19 protein-coding genes are annotated in these 22,905 nt (G+C 66.2%); 8 read left to right on the forward strand and 11 right to left on the reverse strand.

What is annotated here, in order from left to right; genetic code table 11:
* Positions 1–207: 207 nt before the first annotated feature.
* Complete coding sequence (locus tag ACM43_RS17295) at positions 208–1,635, forward strand: serine hydrolase domain-containing protein (RefSeq protein ID WP_271541576.1); 1,428 nt, start codon at positions 208–210, stop codon at positions 1,633–1,635.
* A 193-nt stretch (positions 1,636–1,828) separates the two neighbouring features.
* On the opposite strand, the gene ACM43_RS17300 is transcribed toward ACM43_RS17295, so the two are convergent.
* Complete coding sequence (locus tag ACM43_RS17300; RefSeq protein WP_271541578.1) at positions 1,829–3,196, reverse strand: MmgE/PrpD family protein; 1,368 nt, start codon at positions 3,194–3,196, stop codon at positions 1,829–1,831.
* A gap of 117 nt (positions 3,197–3,313) precedes the next feature.
* Here ACM43_RS17300 and ACM43_RS17305 point away from each other — a divergent pair, with 117 nt between their 5' ends.
* Both ACM43_RS17305 and ACM43_RS17310 read left to right on the forward strand, forming a co-directional pair.
* Positions 3,314–4,429 (forward strand): FUSC family protein, encoded by a 1,116-nt coding sequence (locus tag ACM43_RS17305; RefSeq protein WP_271541580.1) that lies wholly within the window; start codon positions 3,314–3,316, stop codon positions 4,427–4,429.
* Between the two features lie 447 nt (positions 4,430–4,876).
* The gene (locus ACM43_RS17310) at positions 4,877–5,236 is read left to right on the forward strand and encodes a septal ring lytic transglycosylase RlpA family protein (RefSeq protein ID WP_271541582.1); all 360 of its coding nucleotides are present in this window, start codon (positions 4,877–4,879) and stop codon (positions 5,234–5,236) included.
* A 36-nt stretch (positions 5,237–5,272) separates the two neighbouring features.
* Here ACM43_RS17310 and ACM43_RS17315 read toward each other — a convergent pair whose 3' ends face one another.
* Entirely contained in the window at positions 5,273–5,761 is a 489-nt protein-coding gene (locus ACM43_RS17315) for a DUF2867 domain-containing protein (RefSeq protein WP_271541584.1), read from the reverse strand.
* Positions 5,758–7,158, reverse strand: coding sequence for an MATE family efflux transporter (locus ACM43_RS17320; RefSeq protein WP_271541586.1), 1,401 nt, complete (start codon positions 7,156–7,158; stop codon positions 5,758–5,760). Before ACM43_RS17320 ends, ACM43_RS17315 begins: the two co-directional genes overlap by 4 nt.
* Before the next feature lie 158 nt (positions 7,159–7,316).
* Here ACM43_RS17320 and ACM43_RS17325 point away from each other — a divergent pair, with 158 nt between their 5' ends.
* From ACM43_RS17325 to ACM43_RS17345, 5 genes are all read left to right on the forward strand, one after another.
* Positions 7,317–8,045: an outer membrane protein gene (locus ACM43_RS17325; RefSeq protein ID WP_271541587.1), complete on the forward strand. Its 729-nt coding sequence runs from the start codon at positions 7,317–7,319 to the stop codon at positions 8,043–8,045.
* Positions 8,046–8,124: 79 nt separating this feature from the next.
* A complete protein-coding gene (locus ACM43_RS17330; RefSeq protein WP_271541834.1) occupies positions 8,125–8,691 on the forward strand; it encodes an RNA polymerase sigma factor in 567 nt (188 codons plus the stop codon).
* The gene (locus tag ACM43_RS17335) at positions 8,688–9,116 is read left to right on the forward strand and encodes a hypothetical protein (protein WP_271541588.1); all 429 of its coding nucleotides are present in this window, start codon (positions 8,688–8,690) and stop codon (positions 9,114–9,116) included. The genes ACM43_RS17330 and ACM43_RS17335 overlap by 4 nt, the downstream gene beginning before the upstream one ends.
* Positions 9,113–9,556 carry a periplasmic heavy metal sensor gene (locus ACM43_RS17340; RefSeq protein WP_271541589.1) on the forward strand — a complete coding sequence of 148 codons (444 nt, stop codon included), beginning with the start codon at positions 9,113–9,115 and terminating at the stop codon, positions 9,554–9,556. The genes ACM43_RS17335 and ACM43_RS17340 overlap by 4 nt, the downstream gene beginning before the upstream one ends.
* Positions 9,557–9,634: 78 nt before the next feature.
* On the forward strand, positions 9,635–9,937 hold the full coding sequence (locus ACM43_RS17345; protein WP_271541591.1) for a hypothetical protein: 303 nt from the start codon (positions 9,635–9,637) through the stop codon (positions 9,935–9,937).
* Between the two features lie 6 nt (positions 9,938–9,943).
* On the opposite strand, the gene murA is transcribed toward ACM43_RS17345, so the two are convergent.
* The 8 genes from murA to dnaA all read right to left on the reverse strand — a co-directional run bounded on the left by murA (position 9,944) and on the right by dnaA (position 22,337).
* The gene (murA, locus tag ACM43_RS17350) at positions 9,944–11,236 is read right to left on the reverse strand and encodes a UDP-N-acetylglucosamine 1-carboxyvinyltransferase (RefSeq protein WP_036024088.1); all 1,293 of its coding nucleotides are present in this window, start codon (positions 11,234–11,236) and stop codon (positions 9,944–9,946) included.
* Positions 11,237–11,495: 259 nt separating this feature from the next.
* Positions 11,496–11,963, reverse strand: a complete 468-nt coding sequence (locus ACM43_RS17355) for a hypothetical protein (protein WP_157284906.1) — start codon at positions 11,961–11,963, stop codon at positions 11,496–11,498.
* 197 nt (positions 11,964–12,160) lie between these two features.
* Positions 12,161–14,596: a DNA topoisomerase (ATP-hydrolyzing) subunit B gene (gene gyrB / locus ACM43_RS17360; protein ID WP_036038672.1), complete on the reverse strand. Its 2,436-nt coding sequence runs from the start codon at positions 14,594–14,596 to the stop codon at positions 12,161–12,163.
* 431 nt (positions 14,597–15,027) lie between these two features.
* Positions 15,028–17,190: a hypothetical protein gene (locus tag ACM43_RS17365; protein ID WP_271541598.1), complete on the reverse strand. Its 2,163-nt coding sequence runs from the start codon at positions 17,188–17,190 to the stop codon at positions 15,028–15,030.
* 120 nt (positions 17,191–17,310) lie between these two features.
* Positions 17,311–18,045 (reverse strand): hypothetical protein, encoded by a 735-nt coding sequence (locus tag ACM43_RS17370; protein WP_271541600.1) that lies wholly within the window; start codon positions 18,043–18,045, stop codon positions 17,311–17,313.
* Between the two features lie 120 nt (positions 18,046–18,165).
* Positions 18,166–19,302, reverse strand: coding sequence for a DNA replication/repair protein RecF (recF, locus tag ACM43_RS17375; RefSeq protein WP_271541602.1), 1,137 nt, complete (start codon positions 19,300–19,302; stop codon positions 18,166–18,168).
* Between the two features lie 125 nt (positions 19,303–19,427).
* On the reverse strand, positions 19,428–20,546 hold the full coding sequence (dnaN, locus tag ACM43_RS17380; protein WP_036002613.1) for a DNA polymerase III subunit beta: 1,119 nt from the start codon (positions 20,544–20,546) through the stop codon (positions 19,428–19,430).
* 381 nt (positions 20,547–20,927) lie between these two features.
* Complete coding sequence (gene dnaA / locus ACM43_RS17385; RefSeq protein WP_157284864.1) at positions 20,928–22,337, reverse strand: chromosomal replication initiator protein DnaA; 1,410 nt, start codon at positions 22,335–22,337, stop codon at positions 20,928–20,930.
* Positions 22,338–22,905: the final 568 nt, after the last annotated feature.

Below are 22,905 nucleotides of genomic sequence, written 5' to 3' on the forward strand. Positions count from 1 at the left end.
CGAGCGAAGCTCGTCGCGGCCCCGTAAGAACGGGGAGAGAGAGCAGACCCATCGCTGTCTCACTTTCGTATCACTCTGAAATAGCTCGCTTATTCCAAAATCGGCCAGCCCGCCCCGATTTCAACCAACCCCTTTTCCAAATCCGGCGAGCATCCCCCATCCGCATCCCGCTTCCTCCCCGGCATACGCCCCAGCCGGAGAACGCCCGTGACCCGCCGCCGCAAGATCCTCCTCATTGCCTCCGCGATCGCCGCAGCCGGCCTCGCGCTCGGCGCGGCCCGGGCTCGCGACGTGCCGAAGGTCGCGACCGGCTTCGTCGCCGATATCCTGTGCGCCGAGACGTTCGTCTCCGGCCTCGATCCCAGGCGCAACTTCGCCGAGACCATGGATGCCATGCCAGGAGCGAGTCTGATCGACTGGGCGATGGAGTACAGGGTCGACCGCGTCCGCAAGGATGTCACGGTGACGCTGTTCGGCCTCGGCCGCAGCCACGCCATGTATCGCGAGGGCCTCGGCTGCACGCTCGAGCACGGCGCTGGCATTGCCTCCGTCGAGCCGCTGCCTGACGACAAGCGGCCCGCGTTGCTTCCCGCGATCGCCGGCCCCCCGATCGTGCCGCCGCAGAGCCCCGAGCTCGGCGCCGCGCTCGACCGGGCCTTCGCCGAGCCCGCTCAACCGCCTTACCGCCGCACCCGCGCCATCGTCGTGATGAAGGCCGGCCGCGTCGTCGCCGAACGCTACGCCGACGGCATCGGCCCCGAGACGCCGCTGCTCGGCTTCTCCATGACCAAGTCGGTGGTCTCGGCGCTGATCGGCGTGCTGGTGCGCCAGGGCAAGCTGAAGCTCGACGGCCCCGCACCGGTCGCCGCCTGGAAAGATCCCGACGATCCGCGCCATGCCATCAATGTCGATCAGCTGCTGCGCCACACCGCGGGCCTTGCGCTCGGCAGCTCGCTGCAGGCCTCGCTCGGCTCCGCCTTCGAGCCGGTCAACCGGATGAAATTCGCCGAGAAGGACATGGCCGCCTATGCCGAAAGCATGCCGCTCGCAACCGCGCCCGGCACCGCATGGAATTATCACGACGGCAACACCCTCATTCTCTCGCGTCTGATCCGTGATGCGGCCGGCGGCACACCGCAAGACGCGCTGCGCTTTGCGCGCCGCGAATTGTTCGCCCCGCTCGGCATGCGGAATGTGGTGCTCCAGCTCGACGGCGCCGGCACGATCGAAGGGTCGAGCGAGATGCTCGCCTCCGCCCGCGACTGGGCGCGCTTCGGCCAGCTCTATCTCAATGACGGCGTCGCCGGCGGCAAGCGCATCCTGCCGGAAGGGTGGGTGAACTATTCGGCGACGGCCACGCCGAATGCCTGGGTCGGCATCGGCGCCGGTTTCTGGACCAACCGCGGCGACAGCTTTGGCGCAAATTTTCGCGTGGAGCACGGCTGGCCGCGCGATGCCTTCTTCGCCAAGGGCACGATCGGGCAGTACGCGATCGTGGTCCCGTCGGAGCAGCTGGTGATCGTGCGGCTCGGACGTTCCCCAAACGCACCGCCGCAAGCCGACGGCGTGTTCGAGTTGGTGCGGGATGTCGTGGCAGCAACGCGCGAGAAGGGGAAGCTGGCGGGAGAGGATTAAGACGCCTCTTACCCTCCCCTGGGGGGAGGGTCGATCGCGCGCAGCGCGAGCGGGGTGGGGTGACGGTCTCTCAGCGACGAACAGTGCCCGAGTGGAGAGATCACCCCACCCCGTCACGCAATCTCGCTTCGCTCGATCGCGTGCCGACCCTCCCCCTCCAGGGGAGGGTAAGAAGCGGCTGCGGCTCTAGCTCTTACCTCCCCAATTCCGTCGCCTGCGCCACGCGGTCGAACCGCTCCAGGGTCATGATCGCATCCGCGAACTTCTCCGCGCGCGCGTTCAGCACGGGACGGGCCAGCGTCAAAAACTTCTGCTGCATCGCCTGCGTATCCGGGAACGAGGTCGGCTCGCCGGAGGGATCGGCGTAGAGCCGCTCGTGCACGCCGTCGTCCGTGGTGATGCTTACGCGCGCGCCGAAGGGATGGGTGCGGCCGATCTCGAGCCGGTCATCCTGCACCACGTCGAACTTGTCGGCGAGCGCGTCGATGGCGGCATCGCCGAGCCGGTTGTAATCGTCCCAGCCGAATGAACCCTGGTCGAGTGCGAGCGCGCCGGTGAAGAACATCGAGAACTGGCCGCCGACGATCGAGCGCGGGTGCCGCTTGGTCGCGGCGTCGCCGGTCAGCGTGATGCCGTTGCGGTGTAGGCCGATCTCGACGCGCTTGACCTGCTCCGGCGTCAGATTGTGCTCGCGCCGCATCGCGATGAGCGCGTCGATCGCGGCATGGGTGTAGCGGCAGCTCGGATAGGGCTTCACGCCGATCTTCATCGTTTCATAGGTCTTGCCGAGCTCGGCCACCGCCTTGTCCGGATGCGCATCGTCGGTATAGCCGGCGAGCAGGCCGTGCTTGCCTTCGACCGACTCGGTCGCACCGACGAAATCGTTGCGCGCCAATGTCGCGGCGATCACGCCGTTCATCGCGGCGGCGCCGACCTGGTAGCGCTTGTTCCAGGCGCCGTTGACCAGGAATTGCAGCGAGCCCGCGGCCTGGCTGCCGGAGACGCCGAATGCTGCAATCAGCTGCTTCTCGCTCAGGCCGAACAGCTTGCCGGCCGCCGCGGCGGCGCCATAGGTGCCGGCGGTCGCGGTCGGGTGGAAGCCGCGCGCGTAATGCGAGGTCGGATCGAGCGCGTTGCCGAGCCGGCAGCATACCTCGTAACCGGCGACGATCGCCGTCAGCACGTCGCGCCCGGAGGCGCCGACCATCTCGCCGACGGCGAAGGCGGCCGGCACCACCGGTGCGCTCGGATGCAGCGAGGAATCGGCATGGGTGTCGTCGAAATCGAGCGAATGTCCGAGCGCGCCGTTAAGCAGCGCCGCGACCGCCGGCGTCCAGGTCTTGGTATCGCCGAACACGGTGGATTCGCCCTTGGCGTCGAGCGCCAGCGCCTCCAGCATCTTCAGCATCGACGGGGTCGATTCCGCCTCGCGCCGTGCCCTGATCGCGCTGCCGAGGAAGTCCAGCGTCAGGACCTTGGCGCGCTCCAGCACCTCCGCCGGAATATCCTGGTATTTCAGATTGTAGACATAGGCGGCGAGCGTTGCGGTTTCGTGAGCCATCGTGTTTCCTCGATTTGGCGCGCAAGTTAGGCGGGCTGATTTGGCCTTTCAAGCGGCCTTGCGGGTGCGGGGATCAGCCATGCTTTTGCTTAGGCGAAAAGGATCGGGATATTCCGCATGACGCGCGCAAGGCAGCTGTTCGACCGGATTCGCGCGCGGCGGACGCAATTGGGGCTGGCGATCCGGGTCACCGTCGCCGCGACCGCGGCCTATGCGATCGCGACCGCGCTGCATCTGCTGCTGCCGCTCTGGGCGGTGCTGACCTCGCTGATCGTGACCCAGATGAGCGTCGGCCGCTCGCTGAAGGCGACGCGCGACTACATGCTCGGCACCATCGGTGGAGCCCTCTATGGCGGCGCCATCGCCATCCTGCTTCCCTATTCCAGCGAGGCGGGCCTGCTCGGCCTGCTGGTCCTCTCCGTCGCTCCGCTCGCCTTCATCGCCGCGATCAATCCGAGCCTCAGCGCCGCCACGGTCACCGCCGTGATCGTGCTCCTGGTTCCGACCCTGCATCATGCCGATCCCCTGACCTCGGCGATCGATCGGGTCAGCGAGGTCGGTGTCGGTGCCGTCACGGGATTGCTGGTCTCCTTCCTGGTGCTGCCCTCGCGCGCGGTGCGGCAGATCCGCGCCAGCGCGGCGGTTCTGCTCGAATTGATCGCCGATGCCCTCGCCGAGCTGCTGGCAGGCCTCACGCGCGGTCGCGACAACGACGCGCTGCACCGGATCCAGGACGGCATCGGCACCGCGATGGTCAATCTGAATGCGATCGGCTCCGAAGCCGAGCGTGAGCGCGCGGCGCGGCTGTCGAGCGGTCCGGACACCGGCCCGTTGCTGCGAACGATCCTGCGGCTGCGCCATGACGTCGTGATGATCGGCCGCGCCACGGTGGTGCCGCTGCCGGTGGAAGTGCAATTGCGGCTGGCAGCGCCCCTGTCGGAAGTGTCGACCGTGATCGCCCGCTTCCTCCGCTCGGCCGCTGGCGCCTTGCGCGAGGGCGCCGGCGCGCCGCCGATCCATCCCGTCCATGTCGCGCTCCAGCACTACGCCGAGGCGGTCGCGTCCGTCCGTCAGGATGGCCTGATCCGCGGTCACCCCAGCGACACCGCCGAGCGCTTCTTCGCGCTCGGCTTCTCCCTGGAGCAGATGCACCAGAATCTCGGCGACCTCGATCGCGTCGTCGGCGAATGGTCGGAGGCCTCGACAGATAAAACCGCACGCCTTGCGGAGTGAGTTCGGACGCGTCGTCGTCAACGTCGGCTTTCGACAGTAATGCGCGTGTGCGAAGCGCGGCGGTGATCGGCGGTCTGCGGCTCTGAGTCGCTCCACGCACGAGGTTCCATCGGGTCATGTTGCTGACGCATTCTCTGTTTTAATCGGCGAGAAGCTAAACACGACGTGAGGCCACCTCGGTTCTCACAACGGTTCCGTAGCCAGGGGTTGGCTCGAATCCGCAAAACGATCGGCAAGTTCATGAGCGCTGCTGCGTTCGCTTGACCACGTGTGCGGTTCTGGAACCGGACAATCTAAAAAATCACAGGACTCATGATGCTCTTCCGCTCGAGCGCCGCAATTTGCGGCGCCCTGGTTACGCTCGCCTTGTCTGTTGCCGTTGCTCGAAGTGAAACGCGTGGGGATCACTCAAGTGCCGTCGTCGATGCCGCCTCCGGCGAGGCGATCGTGGGCGCGGCGTCGACGTACAATCCGTTCAAGCCCGGCAAGGAGGAGGGCGGTCCGCAGACGGCCTCCGGCGAGCGTTATGATCCCTCTGCCTGGACCGCCGCCATCAAGACGAGCTTGCGCCGGAAATTCGGTGGAGTCGGATTTGGCGCGAGGCCGAAATATGCTCTCGTCGAGGCCGTGGGCAAGAAGGTCATCGTCAAGATCAACGACGTCGGGCCATTAAGACCTGGCCGCATCATCGACTTCAATGAACGGACGATGCGCCATTTCGATCCGAGCATGGACCTCGGCGTCATTCCTGACGTGAAAGTCAGTCCGCTCGCGGGCGACAATTGGACTCCAGGGCCGGTGGGCTGAACACGGGGTGTTCGTTCAAATATCGGCCCGCACAGTTCATCGGACAGACTCCACGATCCGTCCCATCATGTTGCGGACCACGAGCTTGTGGAAGGGCATGATTAGCGCAAGATAGGTCCGGCCGAGCCGGTTGTGCGTGCGCACCAGCGTGGTCGAGGTCACCTGCCGGCTCGCGGCATCGCCTGAAACGTCGATGACGATGCGGAAGTCGAGGTGCGAATCGTCGAAGCCTGCGACCAGCTGCTCCGGCGTCTCGCTCAGCACCGGAAACAGGCCGATCATGCCGCGTGGGGCCGGCGCGCCTTCGCCCGATGTCTTCAGCCCGAACGGCCTCACCAGAATGTTGCGCAGCCGCAGCAACGCGTCGATCCAGCGCGGCCCGTTCAGCACCATTCTCGTGCAGGCCTCGCGGGCATTCACCGCTGCGGCGCCGATGTCCACGCAAAACGCGTCGATGAACTGCGCGCCGCCGAGCAGCGCATCGGCATCGACTTCAGGCGCGACTTCGCGGACCGTCCCGATCATCCCGCCATTTTGCGCGTCAGCATCCGGAAGCGCAAGATCAGGAGCCCGGCATAGACGAACGTGCCGATCGAGAATCCGATCCAGACGCCGACCGCGCCCAGCCCTGTGTGGAACGCCAGCAACCAGCCGATGGGAAAAGAGACACCCCAATAGCCGATCGCGGCGAACAGCAGCGTCATCTTGGTGTCGTTGATGCCGCGCAGCGCGCCGCCCATGATGGTCTGCAGGCCGTCGGCGATGAAGAAGCTGGCCCCGACCAGCAGCAGCGTTGCCGTCAGCTCGACGGTGGCCGCACTTTCGCTGCCGCCGCCGAAGAACAGCCGGCCGAGCTGATAGCGACCGATCACGATGGCGATCGTCAGCGCGGAGACCAGCGCGAGGCCGAGCACGGCTGCGACGAGCCCTGCGCGTTTCACCGCCGCCGGATCATTGCGGCCGAAGGCATGACCGACTCGTACCGTCGCCGCCATGCCGATGCCGAGCGGCACCATGAACAGCACGGCGGTGATCTGGAGCGCGATCTGGTGCGCGGCAATCGCGGTGGTCGAGATCAGGCCCATCAGCAGCGCGGCCGAGGAGAACAGGCCATATTCCAGCAGCAGCGAGAACGAGATCGGCGCGCCGATCGCGATCAGCTGGCGCATCAAGGGCCAGTCGATCCGCCAGAGGCGGGCGAGCGGATGATAGTCCACGAACGGCTTGCGCAGCCCGGCGATCGCGAGCGCGGCGAGGAAGGTGCCGAGATTGACCAGCGTGGTCGCAAGCCCCGCGCCGAACAGGCCGAGCTCGGGCAGGCCGAACAGGCCGTGGATCAGGGCATAGACCAGCGCGGCATTGACCGGGATCGCCGCCAGCGTGATCCATAACGGCGCCTGCGGCCGGTTCACCGCGCTCATCATGCTGCGCAGCGCGATGAATCCGAGCGCCGGTGCGATGCCCCAGGCCAGGCCGTTCAGATAGTGCTGCGCAAGCGCGGCCGAGTGCGGTGTTTGACCGAGTGCGAGCAAGATCTGCTCGCCATAGAGCGGCGAGGCCATCATCGGCAGCGAGATCAGCAGCGCGGCCCATAGGCCGACGCGCAAGGAGCGGCGAATGCGCCTGACGTCGCCGGCGCCGAACGCCTGCGCCGCCAGCGGCGACACTGCGGACGTCAATCCGAGCCCGAACGTGAAGCTGACGAAATAGACCGTATGGGCCAGCGCCGCCGCGGCCACCGCCTCCTCGCCGAGCCGCCCGATCATCGCAAGATCGGTCGTGATCATCGCGATCTGCCCGAGTTGCGTCAGCATCAGCGGCACGGCGAGGCGCAGCGTCTCGATGAATTCTTCGGCAAGGTGGTTCCGCCGTGCGTCCAGGCGTGCCCGGTACCGCCGTTTGGTATCCAAAAGCTCGGTCATGCCGGGGACATAGCAGCCTCGATCGGCGAAGTAACGGCAAAGAAATGTGAGGGCGGGTGCCGCTGAAAAAAGGGCGGGCTCAGGCGAAGGAAAGGTCGGGTTGCGCCGTATTCGTCATGTGCGGCGAATCTGGGCCGGTCTCACATTGGAAATTGAGCATGATAACGAGATTTAGACTGACGTTCGCCGCGCTGTTCATCGGTTCTGCCATCCTGAGTGCCGGCGCCGCTGCAGCGGCCGACCTGAGGCTGCCCGCAGCGCCGCCCCCGCATGCGGCGTCGGCAGCCCTGCTGAGCTGGGCGGGGCCCTATTTCGGCGTTCTGGCCGGCTATCTGTCGGGCCGCTCCGAGATCTCGCTGCCGGCGACGGGTGAATTCCACTTTGTCGATCCGAAGGGCGCGATCGTCGGTGCAACGGCGGGCTTCTCGGCGCAATGGGGCCGGATCGTCGCCGGGCTCGAGGGCGACGTGAACTTCGTCGATGCGCGCGCGACGATCGATACCGGCTTTGCGCCGACACCCGCCGTCACGCAGCTCCAATCCGCGGTCAATTGGAACAGCCACCTCCGTGGACGGATCGGCTATGCTTTCGACCGCACGCTGCTGTTCGCCGCCGGTGGCCTTGCCGTCGCGGGCGTCGAGAGCAAGGCGTTCGACAATGGGATCGGCGCCGTTGCGAGCTGGAGCGATACACGGATCGGCTGGTCGATCGGAGCGGGCGGGGAATTCCGCTTCGCACCGCAGGCCTCGGTCCGGCTCGAATATCTCTATGACAATTACGGCTCGAAGACGCTGGCCGCCCAGACGATCGGCGCGACGACGTTCGGCGCGCGCGAGTCCCGGCTCGACACGCACACAGTACGAGCCGGAGTCTATTGGCGCTTTTGATGCTCGGTTGGAGGCGGCTATCGCCTGGTAGGATCGGTTCGCAATTCTCGGCTACGATGTCCGCAGGCCAGAGCAACAGATCGATGTGATGGAAGAGCCATCGGACGAGAGCTTGATGGCGGAGGTTTCGGCGCAGCGGCAGCACGCGTTTCGCGTCCTCATGCGGCGCCATATGCCTCGGGCGCTGCGGGTCGCGGAGCGGATCGTGCGCGACCCGGTCGAGGCCGACGACATCGGCCAGGAGGCGTTCATGCGTGTCTGGACGCACGCAGCCTCTTTCGACCCAGAGGTTGCGAAATTCACGACCTGGCTCTACCGCATCGTCCTCAACCTGACGTTCGACCGCACGCGGCGCCGAACGTTCCAGCCCCTCGAAGACGCTGGCGATGTGCCCGATTCGGGACCGCACGCCGTCGAACGGCTCATCGCCGATGAGGAGGTTCGCCTTCTCAACCGCGCGATGGCCGGCCTGTCGGACCGGCAGCGCGGCGCGATCGCCCTCTTCCACATGGAGGGATTGAGCGGTGAGGAGGCGGCGAACGCGATGAATCTCAGCGCCAAGGCGTTCGAATCGCTGCTGGGCCGCGCCCGCACGGCGCTCAAGGCAAATGTTCAGAAAATACAGCAGACGGGGAGCCACGTATGACGCCCGAACAGTTCAGACAATTGGCCGAGACATGGGGAGGTGACGTCGAGCGCTGGCCCGCGCCGACGCGCGAGGCCGCGCGGCGGATTGCGGCGACTGCGGAAGGCGCTGCGGTCCTGGACCAGCAGTCGCGCCTCGACCGGCTCCTTGCCGTCGCCCCGGAGATCGAGACGGCGAGGGTGGATCGTTCGAGCTTTCTGGTCCTGCAAAGGCTCGCCGCCATCCCGCAGCAGCATAGGCCGGCATGGCATCAGCGCCTGCTGCGCTGGCCGGCGCTCGTTCCCGCCGCAAGTGTCGCCTGCTCCGTGATGGTGGGTGTGTGGCTGGCGGGAGCGCTGCCCTATGCCCACGCGCCGTCGGACCCCCTGTCCGTCATGAGCGGCGTCTTTGACATCTACGCAATCGGCTATGGATCGGTGCAATGAAGTTCTGGCGAGAATGGTCCACTCCCTGGCGGGCGCTCATGCTGCTGTCGCTGTGCGTCAACGTCGTGCTGTTCACCTATGTCTCGGCGCAATGGCTGCGGCCCGGCGGCTTCAGGGCCGGTGCGGGCGTGCCGCTGCGCATGATCGAGCGTGTCGCCGAGAGACTTCCGGCGGAAGACGCGGAGATCCTGTGGAGCATCTATCGCGGCAAGGAGGCGGAGCTGGCTCCGCTCCAGGCCGAGTACCGGCTCGCATTGATGAAGGCGATGAAAACGGCGGCGCAGACGAATCTCGACAAGGCCGAGCTGGAAGCAGCCGTGAAGGATGCCCGCGACAAGCGCGTGAAGATTGGCGACCTCGTCGTCTCGACCTTCGTCGAGATGCTGGAACGAATTTCAGCGAAAGGACGCCGACAACTCGTCGGCGGCTATTTTCGCTGAGCCGCGCAGAGTGAACGAGGGATTCGGCCCGTCCAGACGTATCACCTACATCGATGTCTGCGAATTGGTGGAGATGATATGGTGCAACGATTTGACAGGACGGCAAGCGGACCAGTGGTGAGGTTCTCGCATCGGACGGCCGTCTACGTGCGTGCGGGTCTTGCGGCCGCGAGTCTGGTCGCACTTCTCGTGCTGTTTCTTTCGCAAGCCTCCGCAGGCGATGCGCGGAGTGAGGCGAAGCAGGCCTGCAAGGCAGACTATTCACGGTTCTGCGCCGGCACCATGCCCGGTGGCGGCCGCATCCGCAAATGCCTCGGCGACAATTACGCGAGCTTGTCCGGGGCCTGCAAACAGGCCGTCGACGCGAATCCGTCAAAATAGACCAGGTTAGCTCCGCTCCGGCACGCGCTTGATCTTCGCGCCAAGCGCGTTCAGCCGCTCCTCGATGCGCTCATAGCCGCGCTCGATCTGGTCGGCGTTGTTGATCGTCGAGGTGCCCTCGGCGCACACGGCCGCGAGCAGCATCGCCATGCCGGCGCGGATGTCGGGCGAGGTCATCGTGGCGCCGTGCAGGCGGCTGGGGCCGGCGATGATGGCGCGGTGCGGGTCGCACAGCACGATGCGCGCGCCCATCGCGATCAGCTTGTCGACGAAGAACATCCTGGATTCGAACATCTTCTCGAACATCAGGATCACGCCCTCGCATTGCGTGGCGGTGACAATGGCGATCGACATCAGGTCGGCGGGGAAGGCCGGCCAGGGCTGGTCCTCCAGCTTGGGCACATGGCCGCCGAAATCGTCCTGGATCTTCAATGTCTGATTGGAGGGCACGATGAGGTCGTCGCCCTCGATCCGGCAGACGATGCCGAGCCGCTCGAAGCCCATGCGGATCGAGCGCAGATGCTCGACGCCCGCGCGCGCGATGCGCAAGGGCGAGCGCGTCACCGCGGCAAGCCCGATCAGCGAGCCAACCTCGATGTGGTCGGGCTGGATCCGGTACGTCGTCCCGCCGAGCGTCGCTTGACCATGAATGATCATGGTGTTGGTGCCGATGCCTTCGATCCTGGCGCCGAGCGCGACCAAGAAATTGGCGAGGTCCTGCACATGCGGCTCGGAGGCCGCGTTGCGCAAATAGGTGATGCCGTCGGCGGCGACCGCCGCGACCAGCGCGTTCTCGGTGGCGGTGACGCTCGGCTCGTCCAGGAACACGTCCGCGCCCGCGAGCTTTGGCGCGCGGAATTCGAGCCGGTCGGTCGCGGTGACCTTGGCGCCGAGCTGCTCCAGCGCGAGCACATGCGTGTCCAGCCGGCGGCGGCCGATGACGTCGCCGCCCGGCGGCGGCAGCATCACTTCGCCGCAGCGGGCGAGCAGCGGCCCGGCGAGCAGGATCGAGGCGCGAATACGCACGCACAGCTCGGGGTCGAGGTCGGCGGCGCGGATGCTCTTGGCATGGATATGAAGCGTGTTGCGCGCGGACCATTCGGCCGACGCGCCGACCGAGCGGACCAGCTCGACCAGCGTCTCGGTGTCGCGGATCCGCGGCACGTTCTCCAGCACGACCGGATGCTCGGTCAGCAGCGCGGCGGCGATGATCGGTAGCGCCGAATTCTTATTGCCGGACGGCTCGATCGAGCCCGAGAGCCGGTGACCGCCCTCGACGATGTATTGGATGGGCGCCACGGGGTTCTCGCTGTCCTGTTGAGTGGGAGGGCCTGTTTCGGGCGGAAACTACAGAGATTTGAGCGCGGGAGCAATTGTACTGGGCGGTGGTTCGTGGCCGTTCCGTGAGCCCAGGCGAGGCTGCTGATCCCTCATGGTGAGGAGCGCGGAACGCGCGTCTCGAACCATGCAAGCCCCTATGTCGCCCGTGGCCATCCTTCGAGACGCCCGCTTTTGCGGGCTCATCAGGATGAGGACGGGAGCTTGTGGCAAGCGGCCCTCAAAACAGCCCGATGATATTCCCGATCACATAGAGGATCGCGATCAGGATCAGGGCCCCCATCATGAAAAAGGAGATTTCGATGGCGATGGCGCCGGTGCCGAGCGTGGCGGCGACGGCGGCGAGGAGCCGTTCCTCCCGGAAGATCAGGGAGAGCACCGAAAGCAGGATGGCGAGCAGGCCGAGCGAGATTGCCGTGACCGATGCGGTTTCACTCCAGCTTCGTCCAGCCGACTTCTCGACCTTCGGAGCCTGATACTCGACGCCCTTCACCTTCGCGACGATGCGGTCCTTGATGCGATGTCCGGTGTCGACGATCACCTTGTCCGCCGGCGGCGGCGGAAACACGATCGGCACGACCCAATGCGGTAGCACCGCCGCCATCAGCGCCAGCACGCCGACGATGCTGCCGATGATGCCGAGGCGGCGTGAGGGCACAGCGGAACTGGGCGTTGCAGAGGCGGTCATGGCGCGACATTTCCCGGCCGGAATTGGCCTTGCGGGTTCATGCCGTTTCGTCGCGACGGCCCGTGGTGAGGTTCAGAGCCGAATTGGTGCGCCGTCATGCCCGGGCTTGTCCCGGGCATCCACGTTCTTTGTTCCGCGGGGCAAGACGTGGATGGCCGGGACAAGCCCGGCCACGACGCCGCGGAAGCAGCGAGCCCTCAAATATCGATCGTCGCGCTCAGCGAATGTTCCTGAATGAAATCGCGGCGGGGCTCGACGACGTCGCCCATCAGCTTGGTGAAGATGTCGTCGGCCTCGTCGACCTCCTTAACCTTCACCTGGAGCAGCGAGCGTGCCTCGGTGTCGAGCGTCGTTTCCCAGAGCTGCTCCGGGTTCATCTCGCCGAGGCCTTTGTAGCGCTGCAGGCTGATGCCCTTGCGGCCCGAATCGGTCACGGCCTCGAACAGATCGACCGGGCCGTGGACCACGTGCTCTGAGTCCTTGCGCCGCAGCTTGCCGGAGCGGGCGTAAACGTCCTGGAGCTTGGTCGTGTATTCGTCGAGCTTGCGCGCCTCGGCCGAGCCAAGCAGCGCATCGTCGATGACGGCGGCTTCCTTGACACCGCGCACGGTGCGCTCGAACAGGAAGCCCTGGCCCTCGATGAATTGTCCGACCCAGCCGCGCTCGACCTCCTCGGCCTGGTTGTCCAGCCGGCTCGCGATGTATTGCGCGGCGGCCGCCGCCTTCTCGGGATCGCCGTAGATCTCCTTGTTCAGCACGCCGGTGATGGCGGCCTGCTCGACCACCTTGCGGTTATAGCGGCTGTGCAGGTTGCGCAGGACGCTGCGGACTACGCGGGCGTCGTCGACCAGTGCGCGCAGATCGCGCCCGGAGCGGTCGCCGCCGGTGCCGGGGATGTACACGCAATCATCGAGGCCAGCGTCGATGAGATAGTCTTCCAGCGCCCGCTCGTCCTTCAGGTACTGCTCGGACTTGCCGCGTGAGACCTTATAGAGCGGCGGCTGGGCGATATAGAGATAGCCGCCGTCGATGATGTCGCGCATCTGCCGGTAGAAGAACGTCAGCAGCAGCGTGCGGATGTGAGCGCCGTCGACGTCGGCGTCCGTCATCACGATGATCTTGTGATAGCGCAGCTTCTCGACCGAGAACTCGTCGCTGATGCCGGTGCCGAGCGCGGTGATCAGCGTGCCGATCTGCTCGCTCGACAGCATCTTGTCGGGACGCACGCGCTCGACGTTCAGGATCTTGCCGCGGAGCGGCAAGACGGCCTGGAACTCGCGGTTGCGGCCCTGCTTGGCGCTGCCGCCTGCCGAGTCGCCCTCGACGATGAAGAGCTCGGACTTGGCCGGATCCTTTTCCTGGCAGTCGGCGAGCTTGCCCGGCAGCGAGGAGACCGAGAGCGGGCTCTTGCGCGTCAGCTCGCGCGCTTTTCGCGCAGCTTCACGGGCCGCCGCGGCCTGGATCACCTTGCCGACGATCATCTTGGCTTCGCTCGGGTGCTCCTCGAACCAGGCAGCAAGCGCCTCGTTGAGGACGTTCTCGACCACGGGGCGCACTTCCGAGGACACCAGCTTGTCCTTGGTTTGCGACGAAAACTTCGGATCGGGCACCTTCACCGAGAGAACGGCGGTGAGCCCTTCGCGGCAATCGTCGCCGGTAAGCGCGATCTTTTCCTTCTTCGCATTGGCCTCGGCATAGCCGTTGACCTGGCGCGTCAGCGCGCCGCGGAAGCCGGCGAGATGGGTGCCGCCGTCGCGTTGCGGGATGTTGTTGGTGAAGCACAGCACGTTCTCGTGGTAGCTGTCGTTCCACCACAAAGCGGCCTCGACGCCGATGCCGTTGGCTTCCGAGCGCACCATGATCGGCGCCGGCACCAGCGCCTTCTTGTTGCGGTCGAGATATTTGACGAACTCCTCGACGCCGCCGGAATAGAACATCTCCTCGCGCTTCTCGACCGCGTGGCGCATGTCGGAGAGCACGATGTTGACGCCGGAATTGAGGAAGGCGAGCTCGCGCAGCCGATGCTCGAGCGTGGCGAAGTCGTATTCGACGTTCTTGAAGGTCTCGGTCGAGGCCAGGAACGTCACCTCGGTGCCGCGCTTGCCCGGGGCATCGCCGACGACCTTCAGCGGCGCCACGGCATCGCCGTGGGCGAACTCGATATAGTGCTCCTTGTTGTCACGCCAGATGCGCAAGCCGAGCTTGCTCGACAGCGCGTTGACGACGGAGACGCCGACGCCGTGCAGGCCGCCGGAAACCTTGTAGGAGTTCTGGTCGAACTTACCGCCGGCGTGCAGCTGGGTCATGATGACCTCGGCCGCCGAGATGCCTTCGCCCTTGTGGATGTCGACGGGAATGCCGCGGCCGTCGTCGCGCACGGTGACGGAATTATCCGCGTTGAGGATCACCTCGACGCGCGAGGCATGGCCGGCGAGCGCTTCGTCGATGGCGTTGTCGACGACCTCGTAGACCATATGGTGCAGGCCCGAGCCGTCGTCGGTGTCGCCGATATACATGCCCGGGCGCTTGCGGACGGCATCGAGTCCCTTGAGCACGCGGATCGATTCCGCGCCGTAATCGCTCGCGTTGGAGGGCTCGTTTTCGGCAGCGTGCTGCCGAGCAGGTTCTGTCATGAGAGGCCTTCGAGATGTCGCCCGAATCAGCGGCGCAAAAGGCGCTGATTTGCGGGGCTATTTGTGCCATGAAAGACCGCTTGCGCCTAGCGCAAAGTATCCTCCGGCAACCCTTTGAGCAGATAGGGTTTTTTGGCCGGTTTTCAAGGCGCCGGAGGGCCGATTCTGGGCGCCGCAAAAAGCCCGATTCGAGGGCAGTTTTTTGCCTCGAAAAGCCGTGGATTTTGCGGGGCGAAAGGTGCGGTTTTGGTCGGGCTACAGCGTCGGTGCAACCTCTCCCGCTTGCGGGATCGGCGCGTCCGGGCGATGCGAAGCATCGTCCCGCGCGCAGGGTGAGGGCTTTCTCATCTTGGGGATTGTCCCAATGTGGAAGCACCCTCCCCAACCCTGTCCCGCAAGCGGGAGAGGGAGCGCACCTGCTTCGTGGCGCCTCAATACATCTGCAGCGGCAGCACGTCGCCGCTCGGACCCACCAGAAGGCCCCAGGCCTCGCCGGCGGCAACGGTCAGGGACTCGCTACGCGCAGGGCGGCCGGGCAGGCGCAATGCGTACACGTATTTGCCGGGCGGTAGGTCGAGCATCGGGCCTTTCGGTGATTGCGGGCCGCCGGCGCCGGCTGCGATCTTCACCGTCTGCTTGTTGATCGTCAGCGCGGCCTCGTTCGCTGCCATGTTTCCGAGCATGAGCCGCGCTTGTCCCGCCTTCGGCATGATCTCGGCCTTGGCCGCGACATCGGCATTCTTCTGCGCCAGGCTGACCGTGGTCTCGCCCTTGGCGCGGCCGAGCTTGAGCATGGCGGGACCTTGCGGCGAGGTGAAGTCGATCTGCGCGCGTTCCGCGGACACGGTCGCGCCGTCGGCTCTCTCCTGCCAGCCCAGCTTTGCAAGCTCGGCCCGGTAGAAGGCGAGGACTTCGTCGAGCGAAGCGGGGATGCGGGCCTCGAGCTCGCGGCGGAGCGGCGCTTCGCCTCCGGGTATCTTGGTGGTGGCGAGCGATTTCGACGAACGCTGCGTCGGCACCGGCAGCGGGGACTCAGGATCGGGCTTGAGCGGCTCGGCGGATTTGGCCTGAATCTCCACCGCCGCGCCGGCCGCAGGCTTGGCCGCTTCGGTCACCAGGCCCGATCCGTCGGCGCGGACATTCACCTTCGGGCCCATCTGCATCACCGTCATCGAGATCGACTTGCCGCCCTTCGAGAACGCCATCACCGCCATGTTCGGCTGGTTGATGACGGAGGGCTGCTCCTTCCAGCCCGAGCTCTTCAGCGCGGTCCGATAGAAGCTGCTGAGCGCCTTCACGCTCGACGCCGAGGAGAATTCCAGGTGGCCGTCGCCGCCTTCGAACGTCACGGTTTCGGCGTTTTCGGGCAGCGGCACCGGCGTCTTGCTGTCAGCGAGCGCGGTGAGCGGGGCGTCCGACAGGGAGGCGGCCTGCGTCTTGCGCCTGATATCATCGGCCGCAATGAGCTGCTGAGCCGTACCCAAGGCATCGCTCAGGAATCTCGCGTCGGCCTCCTTCTTCGCCTTGGCGCGGGCGGCGAGCGCGGATTCCTTCACCTGCGCGGTCAGGCTGACCATGGTGAAATCATATTTGCGGCCGAGCCGCAGCACGCCGGTTTCATCGGTGTTGGAGATCTTGATCGCCACCTCGTCGCCGGGCGCGAGCGGTGCGCTGCCATCCTCCTGCCAGCCGCGCGCGGCGAGCTCGCGTTGATAGAAGGCGCGCACGGCGGGCAGCTCGGCCATCGCGGCGGCCGAGATCTCGCGCTTGTTCGAGCTGGCGCTGCCGAGGCCCCGCGCAGATTTGGTTGGCTTCGGCCGCGGCAGACCGGCCATGTCGTCGTCGGCCTCGAGCACCTCCGGCAGCGCGAACGGCGCGACCCGGATCTCGACATTGGTGCGGCCATCGTCGCGGCGCGTCAGGGTCAGCATCACCGGCTTCTGGTAGACGTGCGTCGCGTCGCGATCGGGGTGGTCATAGAAGACGCGAACGCCGTTCGGAACGGTCCCGGCAAGATCGGCGTTCGGCCAGCGCAAGGCCGTCTCTGGGTTCAGCTTGCGCCACCCCATCGCCGCCATGTCCTTGGTAAAGAATGCTGCGGTCGCATCGAGCGCGCCGGGCGCGATGCAGCTGAGATAGGGCCGGGTCTCGTCGAACACGAGATCGATCGCACCTTCCGGAAAGGGCACGTTCGCATAGATCCGGTTCGGCGTGTAGAACACGGCGGACTGGTCGGGTCGCCCGCGCGCCTGTGTGAAGGAAACGCGCAGCCCTTGCCGTCCCTTCTTGAAGGTCAACGCTGCGCTTTTCTCATCCAGCGGATACACATAGGGCACCCAGCCGTCGGCGCTCAGCAGCTTCCTGGTGGCGTCCGACGTGGCGGCAAGCGGGGTCGGCACGGTGTAGATCACGCGATAGGTGTCGGGACGCGAAGTGTCCTCCACCGCACCGTCGAGCCGCGGCAGCGTATGGACGTCGACGATGCCATCATCTGCCGCGCCGGCGGGACGCGAGGGGATCGCTATCGCGAGAATGCCGCAGGCAAGCAGCAGCCATCTTGCCGGGACTTGCGCCCCGCGCCGGATCATCGGCATCGTCACAAAACTCCTGGATGTCGCGCGGGTCGTCATGCCCTTGCACATTGGCGGGCTGCGGCGCCGTCGGCGCGGCCTCAGACGAGAAGTCGCGCCGGGAACCGGAGAGGTTCAACAGGCTCAGTACAGCTGCAACGGCGGCCAGGCGTCACCGTCGCGCCCGACCGTGAGCTCCCAGGTGTCGCCGGCGGCGACGGTGAGGATGTTCGTGGTGGCGGGTTGGCCCGGGACGCCCAGCCTGTACGAATACTCGCCCGGCGCGAGGTCCAGCGCGACGGCGTTCGCGCCGGCCGGGCGCGGGATGGTCCGCTCGTTGATGGTGAGGACCGCTTCCTTGTCGCCGATATCGCTGAACACCAGCTTCGCCTGGCCGGGTTCGGGCAGCACGTTCGCCTTCGTCGCCGTGTCCGCGTTCTTCTGCACCAGATGAACCGAGGTGCCGGAATCCTTGCGGTCGAGCTTCAGCGCGGCCGGCCCCAGCGGCGAGACGAAGGCGAGCCGGACGTGATCGTCGTTGACCACGGCGCCATCATGCTGCTCTTGCCAGCCGAGCTTGCGAAGCTCGGTCCGGTAGAAGGCGAGCACGTCGCTGAGCCCCGCGGGCACGGTGGCCTCCAGCCTGACGCGGAGCGGCGCGTCGACGCCCTGCATCAGCGTGCTGTGGATCCCTCTATAAGTGTAGCGGGTCGGTGCGGGCAGCTTGGCATCGGAATCCAGCGTGAGCGTCGTCGGAAACAGATGCGGCAGCGAGGCACCGGCGCTGGCCGCGAGCATGCACATCGCAAGCAGGGCGAAGCCGCACGCAAACAACTGCCATCGTGCCGGGGCTTGCGCCCCATGCCTCACCGCCGTCATGCTCATGCTCCAAAAATATCGCGAAGGATATCGCGCATGTCCGAGTGCTGCGCGATGGCCGCTTCTTGCGGCCTCAAGCAGCTAGTCGCGATCTGGAACAGGCGGGTTCAATGTGGCGGCCTAGCCGCGGGCCGAGACTCGTCCGCTCTCGACGTCAAACACTTCGCCCCCCGCGCCGATCTCGGCGAAGGCGGCAGGATCCGCACCGGTCAGCCACACCTGCGCGCCGAGCTTCTTCAGCTCCTCGAACAACGCCGCCCGGCGGTTCGGATCGAGATGCGCAACCACCTCGTCGAGCAGCAGCAGCGGCACGATGCCGGTCATCTCGGCGACCAGACTCGCATGCGCCAACACGAGGCCGATCAGCAGCGCCTTCTGCTCGCCGGTGGAGGCATCGCGCGCCGGCATGCTCTTGGGCGCATAGATCACCTGGAGGTCGGTGAGATGCGGGCCGTCGGTGGTGCGGCCGGCGATCGCATCGCGCGGACGGTTGTCGCGCAGGATCTGGCGGTAGCGGTCCTCGACCGAGGTCGCGGTCTCCTCGAGCAGCGCATTCTCCATCCAGCCGTCGAGCGCGATTTGAGCGGACGGAAATGCGGATTCTTGCGCGCGCGCGTTGAGCATGCCGGTGAGCCTTGCCGCAGTCTGGCCGCGCGTGGCCGCGACCGCGACCGCGAGCTCGGCCGTCTCGCGCTCGATCGCGTCGCACCAATGGTCGTCGTAATTGCGCGTCTCCAGCAGGCGGTTGCGCGAGCGCAAGGAGCGCTCGAGCGCGTTGATGCGGCTGGAATGCTCGCTGTCGATGGCGAGCACGAGACGGTCGAAGAAGCGCCGCCGTTCGGACGCTGCGCCCATGAACAGCCCGTCCATCGCCGGCGTCAGCCACACCATGCGGATATGATCGCCGAAGGCGCTGGCCGAGCCCACCGGCTCGCGGTCGATGCGGCAGCGCCGGCTGACCGTGGTGTCCGCGCGCGGCGCATCGATGCCGGTGCCGAGCGTCGCCAGCCCCAGCGCGCCCTCGACCTGCGCCGACACCGCCCAGGAGCCGTCGCCCTGGTTGTCGGCGACATCCTCCAGCGTCGCCCGGCGCAGGCCGCGGCCCGGCGACAGGAACGAGATCGCCTCGATGCAATTGGTCTTGCCCGCCCCGTTCGGCCCGACCAGCGCCACCAGATCAGCCGCCGTCTCGAGCCCCGCCGCCCGGTAATTGCGAAAATGCGTCAGCGTCAGCCGATGAATGCGGGAGGGGGTCATGAGATCCGTTTTCCGTCATGCCCGGCCTTATGCCGGGCATCCACGTTCTTGGCTCCGAAGACGTGGATGGCCGGGACAGGCCCGGCCATGACGATGTAGTGACAGGTATGGATGCCGGTAGCCCCTCACACCCGCATCGGCATCAGCACGTACAGCGCGCTCTTGTCGTCGCGGTCCTGCACCAGGGTCGGCGAGCCGGGGTCGGCGAGGCGGAGCGTGGCGACGTCGCCTTCGATCTGGGCGGCGATGTCGAGCAGATAGCGGGAGTTGAAGCCGATATCGAGCGCGTCGGAGGCGTATTCGACCTCGAGCTCTTCGGTCGCGCTGCCGGAATCCGGATTGGTCACCGAGAGCACCAGCTTGCCCGCCGACAGCGACAATTTGACGGCGCGGCCGCGTTCGCTGGAGATGGTGGAGACGCGGTCGACCGCGTTCTCGAAATCCTTCTTGTCGACCACGAGCTCCTTGTCGTTGTTCTGCGGAATGACGCGGCCGTAATCGGGGAAGGTGCCGTCGATCAGCTTCGAGGTCAGCACGACGTTGCCGATGGTGAAGCGGATCTTGGCCTGCGACAGCTCGATCGTCATCTCGGCCTCGGTGTCCTCGATCAGGCGCTGCACCTCGCCGACCGTCTTGCGCGGCACGATCACGCCGGGCATGCCCTCGGCCCCCTTGGGCTGCACCAGGTCGAGCTGGGCGAGGCGGTGGCCGTCGGTGGCGACACCGCGCAGGGTGGCGGCCTTTGGCGTGCCGGCGGCATGCAGATAGATGCCATTGAGGTAATAGCGCGTCTCCTCGGTCGAGATCGCGAACTGGGTGCGGTCGATCAGCCGCTTGACGTCCTTGGCGGCGAGCGAGAACGAATGCGACATGTCGCCAGCGGCCAGATCCGGGAAATCGTTCTCCGGCAGCGTCTGCAGCGTGAAGCGCGAGCGGCCGGCGCGGATCGCAAGCACGGCGCGGTCGCCGTCGGCCTCCAGCACGATCTGCGAGCCGTCCGGCAGCTTGCGGACGATGTCGTAGAACATGTGCGCCGGCACGGTGGTGGAGCCCGCGGTCGCGGTTTCCGCCGGCAGCGTCTCGGTCACTTCGAGGTCGAGGTCGGTCGCCTTCAGCGACAATTTCGCGTTCTCGGCGCGCACCAGCACATTGCCGAGGATCGGGATCGTGTTGCGGCGCTCGACCACGCGGTGGACGTGGCCCAGCGACTTCAGCAATTGTGCGCGTTCGACCGTAACCTTCATTGCACTACTCGCCCGATCCCTTAGGAAAACACAGCGTTGAGAAGGCCGGGCGGCGGGACGCGCGCCACGGCACCGAAGACCCCGCAAGGCCGGATCATTCCTGCCGATATGACCAAAGCCGTCTGGGTCGCGCAAGGTGCCGCGGATGCCCCGCGGATTCAAGGGATTGGGGCCAGTTCCCCACGATTTACCGCGCCAAAACGAAGACCGCGCCCAGGTGTAGGTGCGCTCCCTCGCCCCGTTCTTACGGGGAGAGGGTTGGGGTGAGGGGCTTCTCTCCGCGGGCGAGCCTGCCGTTGGATCGGTACCCCCTCACCCGGATCGCAAGAGCGATCCGACCTCTCCCCGCAAGCGGGGAGAGGTGAAAGAAGAAATAGGCCTTTATTCCTGAAGCTGGCGCTTCAGCGATTCCACTTCCTCCGACAGCGCGGTGTCCTTGGAGACCAGCGCCTCGATCTTGCGCACCGCGTGCAGCACGGTGGTGTGGTCGCGACCGCCGAAGCGGCGGCCGATCTCGGGCAGCGAGCGCAGCGTCAGCGTCTTGGCGAGATACATCGCCACCTGGCGCGGGCGAACCACATTGGCGGTGCGGCGCGAGGACAAGAGGTCGGAGCGGCTGACATTATACTGCCGCGCCACCACGCGCTGGATGTCCTCGATCTTGATCCGCTTGGGCTCCTGCGGCCGCACCAGGTCGCGCACCTCGTGCTCGGCCATCTCCAGCGTCACCGGCCGGTTGTTGAGCTTGGAATGCGCCAGCAGGCGGTTGATCGCGCCTTCGAGGTCGCGGCCGTTATGGGTGATGGTGCGCGCCAGATAATGCAGCACCTCCTCGGGCACCTCGAACGTGGCGTGATGGGCGCGGGCCGCCGCGACGCGCGACTTCAGGATGCCGTGGCGCAGCTCCTCGCCGAGCGATCCCATCTCGACCACGAGCCCGCCGGCGAGCCGCGAGCGGACGCGATCGTCGAGGCTCTCCAGATCCGACGGCGGACGGTCGGCCGCGATCACGACCTGGCGGCCGGCGTCGATCAGCGCGTTCAGCGTGTGGCAGAACTCGGCCTGCGTCGACTTGCCCTGCAGGAATTGGAGGTCGTCGATGACAAGCACGTCGATGCCGCGCAGCGCTTCCTTGAAGGCCAGCGCCGTCTGCGTCTTCAGCGCGGCGACGAAGCCGTACATGAATTTTTCGGCCGTGAGATACAGCACCTTGCGCTCGTTGCCGGAATTGCCGGCCCAGGTCACGGCCTGCAAGAGATGCGTCTTGCCGAGGCCGACGCCGGCATGGATGTAGAGCGGGTTGAACATCACGGGGTCGCCCCGACGCCCTTCGGCGACCTGGCGCGCGGCCGCATGGGCCAGCGTGTTGGAGCGGCCGACGACGAAGCTGGCGAAGGTCAGGCGCGGATCGAGCGGCGAGCCGCCGAGCGCGTCGTGATTGGCCGAGACCGGCGCGGTCGCGGTCGAACGCAATTCCGGCGTCGGCGCGCGGCGCGCCTCGACCGGCACCGGCGCTTCCTTCGGCTGCGCCGAGGGGCGCACGGCGGACCGCACCGTGAGATCGATGCGATGCACTTCCGGCATCTCGGCCTGCCAGCACGACAGCACGCGCTCGGCATAATGGGCCTGAATCCAGCTCTTCAGGAACCGCGTCGGCACCGAGAGCCGCACGCTCTCGTCCTGCACGCCTTCCAGATCCATGCGTGCAAACCAGCTGGTGTAGACGTCCTCGCCAACGCTCGAGCGCAGCCGACCCTTCACGCGTGACCAACGATCCTGTTCCATTGTCATCGTCAGAAAACTTCTCTTGAGAGATATAGTTGCGTTTGTGAGCGCCATGCAGGGTTCTTGCCACGGTCCCTGAAGTGGCGCGACCTCGAGCGAGTCCATCGTCGGGCATAGCTCGACCGTTCGGCGCGAACGCCGCGGGTCAGATCAGCGATGTCAGAGATGGAGGGGTCGCGAGGTCAGCGCGTACTCGGCGCTCCGTCACACGCGGGAGGCTGCAGATCCGACGGAGCTGAAACGGCATCGTTGGAAAAGGAAACGTGCTGAAATACCGCGTTGAGTCCGTAAGACATGATACCTCCCCGTCCTGCCGTGATCGCTCACGACAAGGTCCTGCGTGTCCTGAAGACAACCGCGCCGTACTCCTGTCGCGGATGCCTGCCCAAATGTACTAGCCGTCCGCTCGACTTCGCCACCTTGTGTGCCGGGATAGCTTCGCGATGTCTCTCTTGTACGCCTTGGCGCGACGGGATGGATAAGAACCCGCTTGGAGACATTCAGACAAAGTACTACCCTTCCCACATTGCTGTGGGTTCGTCCGACAATCACTTGTTGAAGCGTCGCCTACGTG

The sequence above is a fragment of the Bradyrhizobium sp. CCBAU 45321 genome, assembly GCF_028128975.1.
Classification (GTDB): Bacteria; Pseudomonadota; Alphaproteobacteria; order Rhizobiales; family Xanthobacteraceae; genus Bradyrhizobium; species Bradyrhizobium yuanmingense.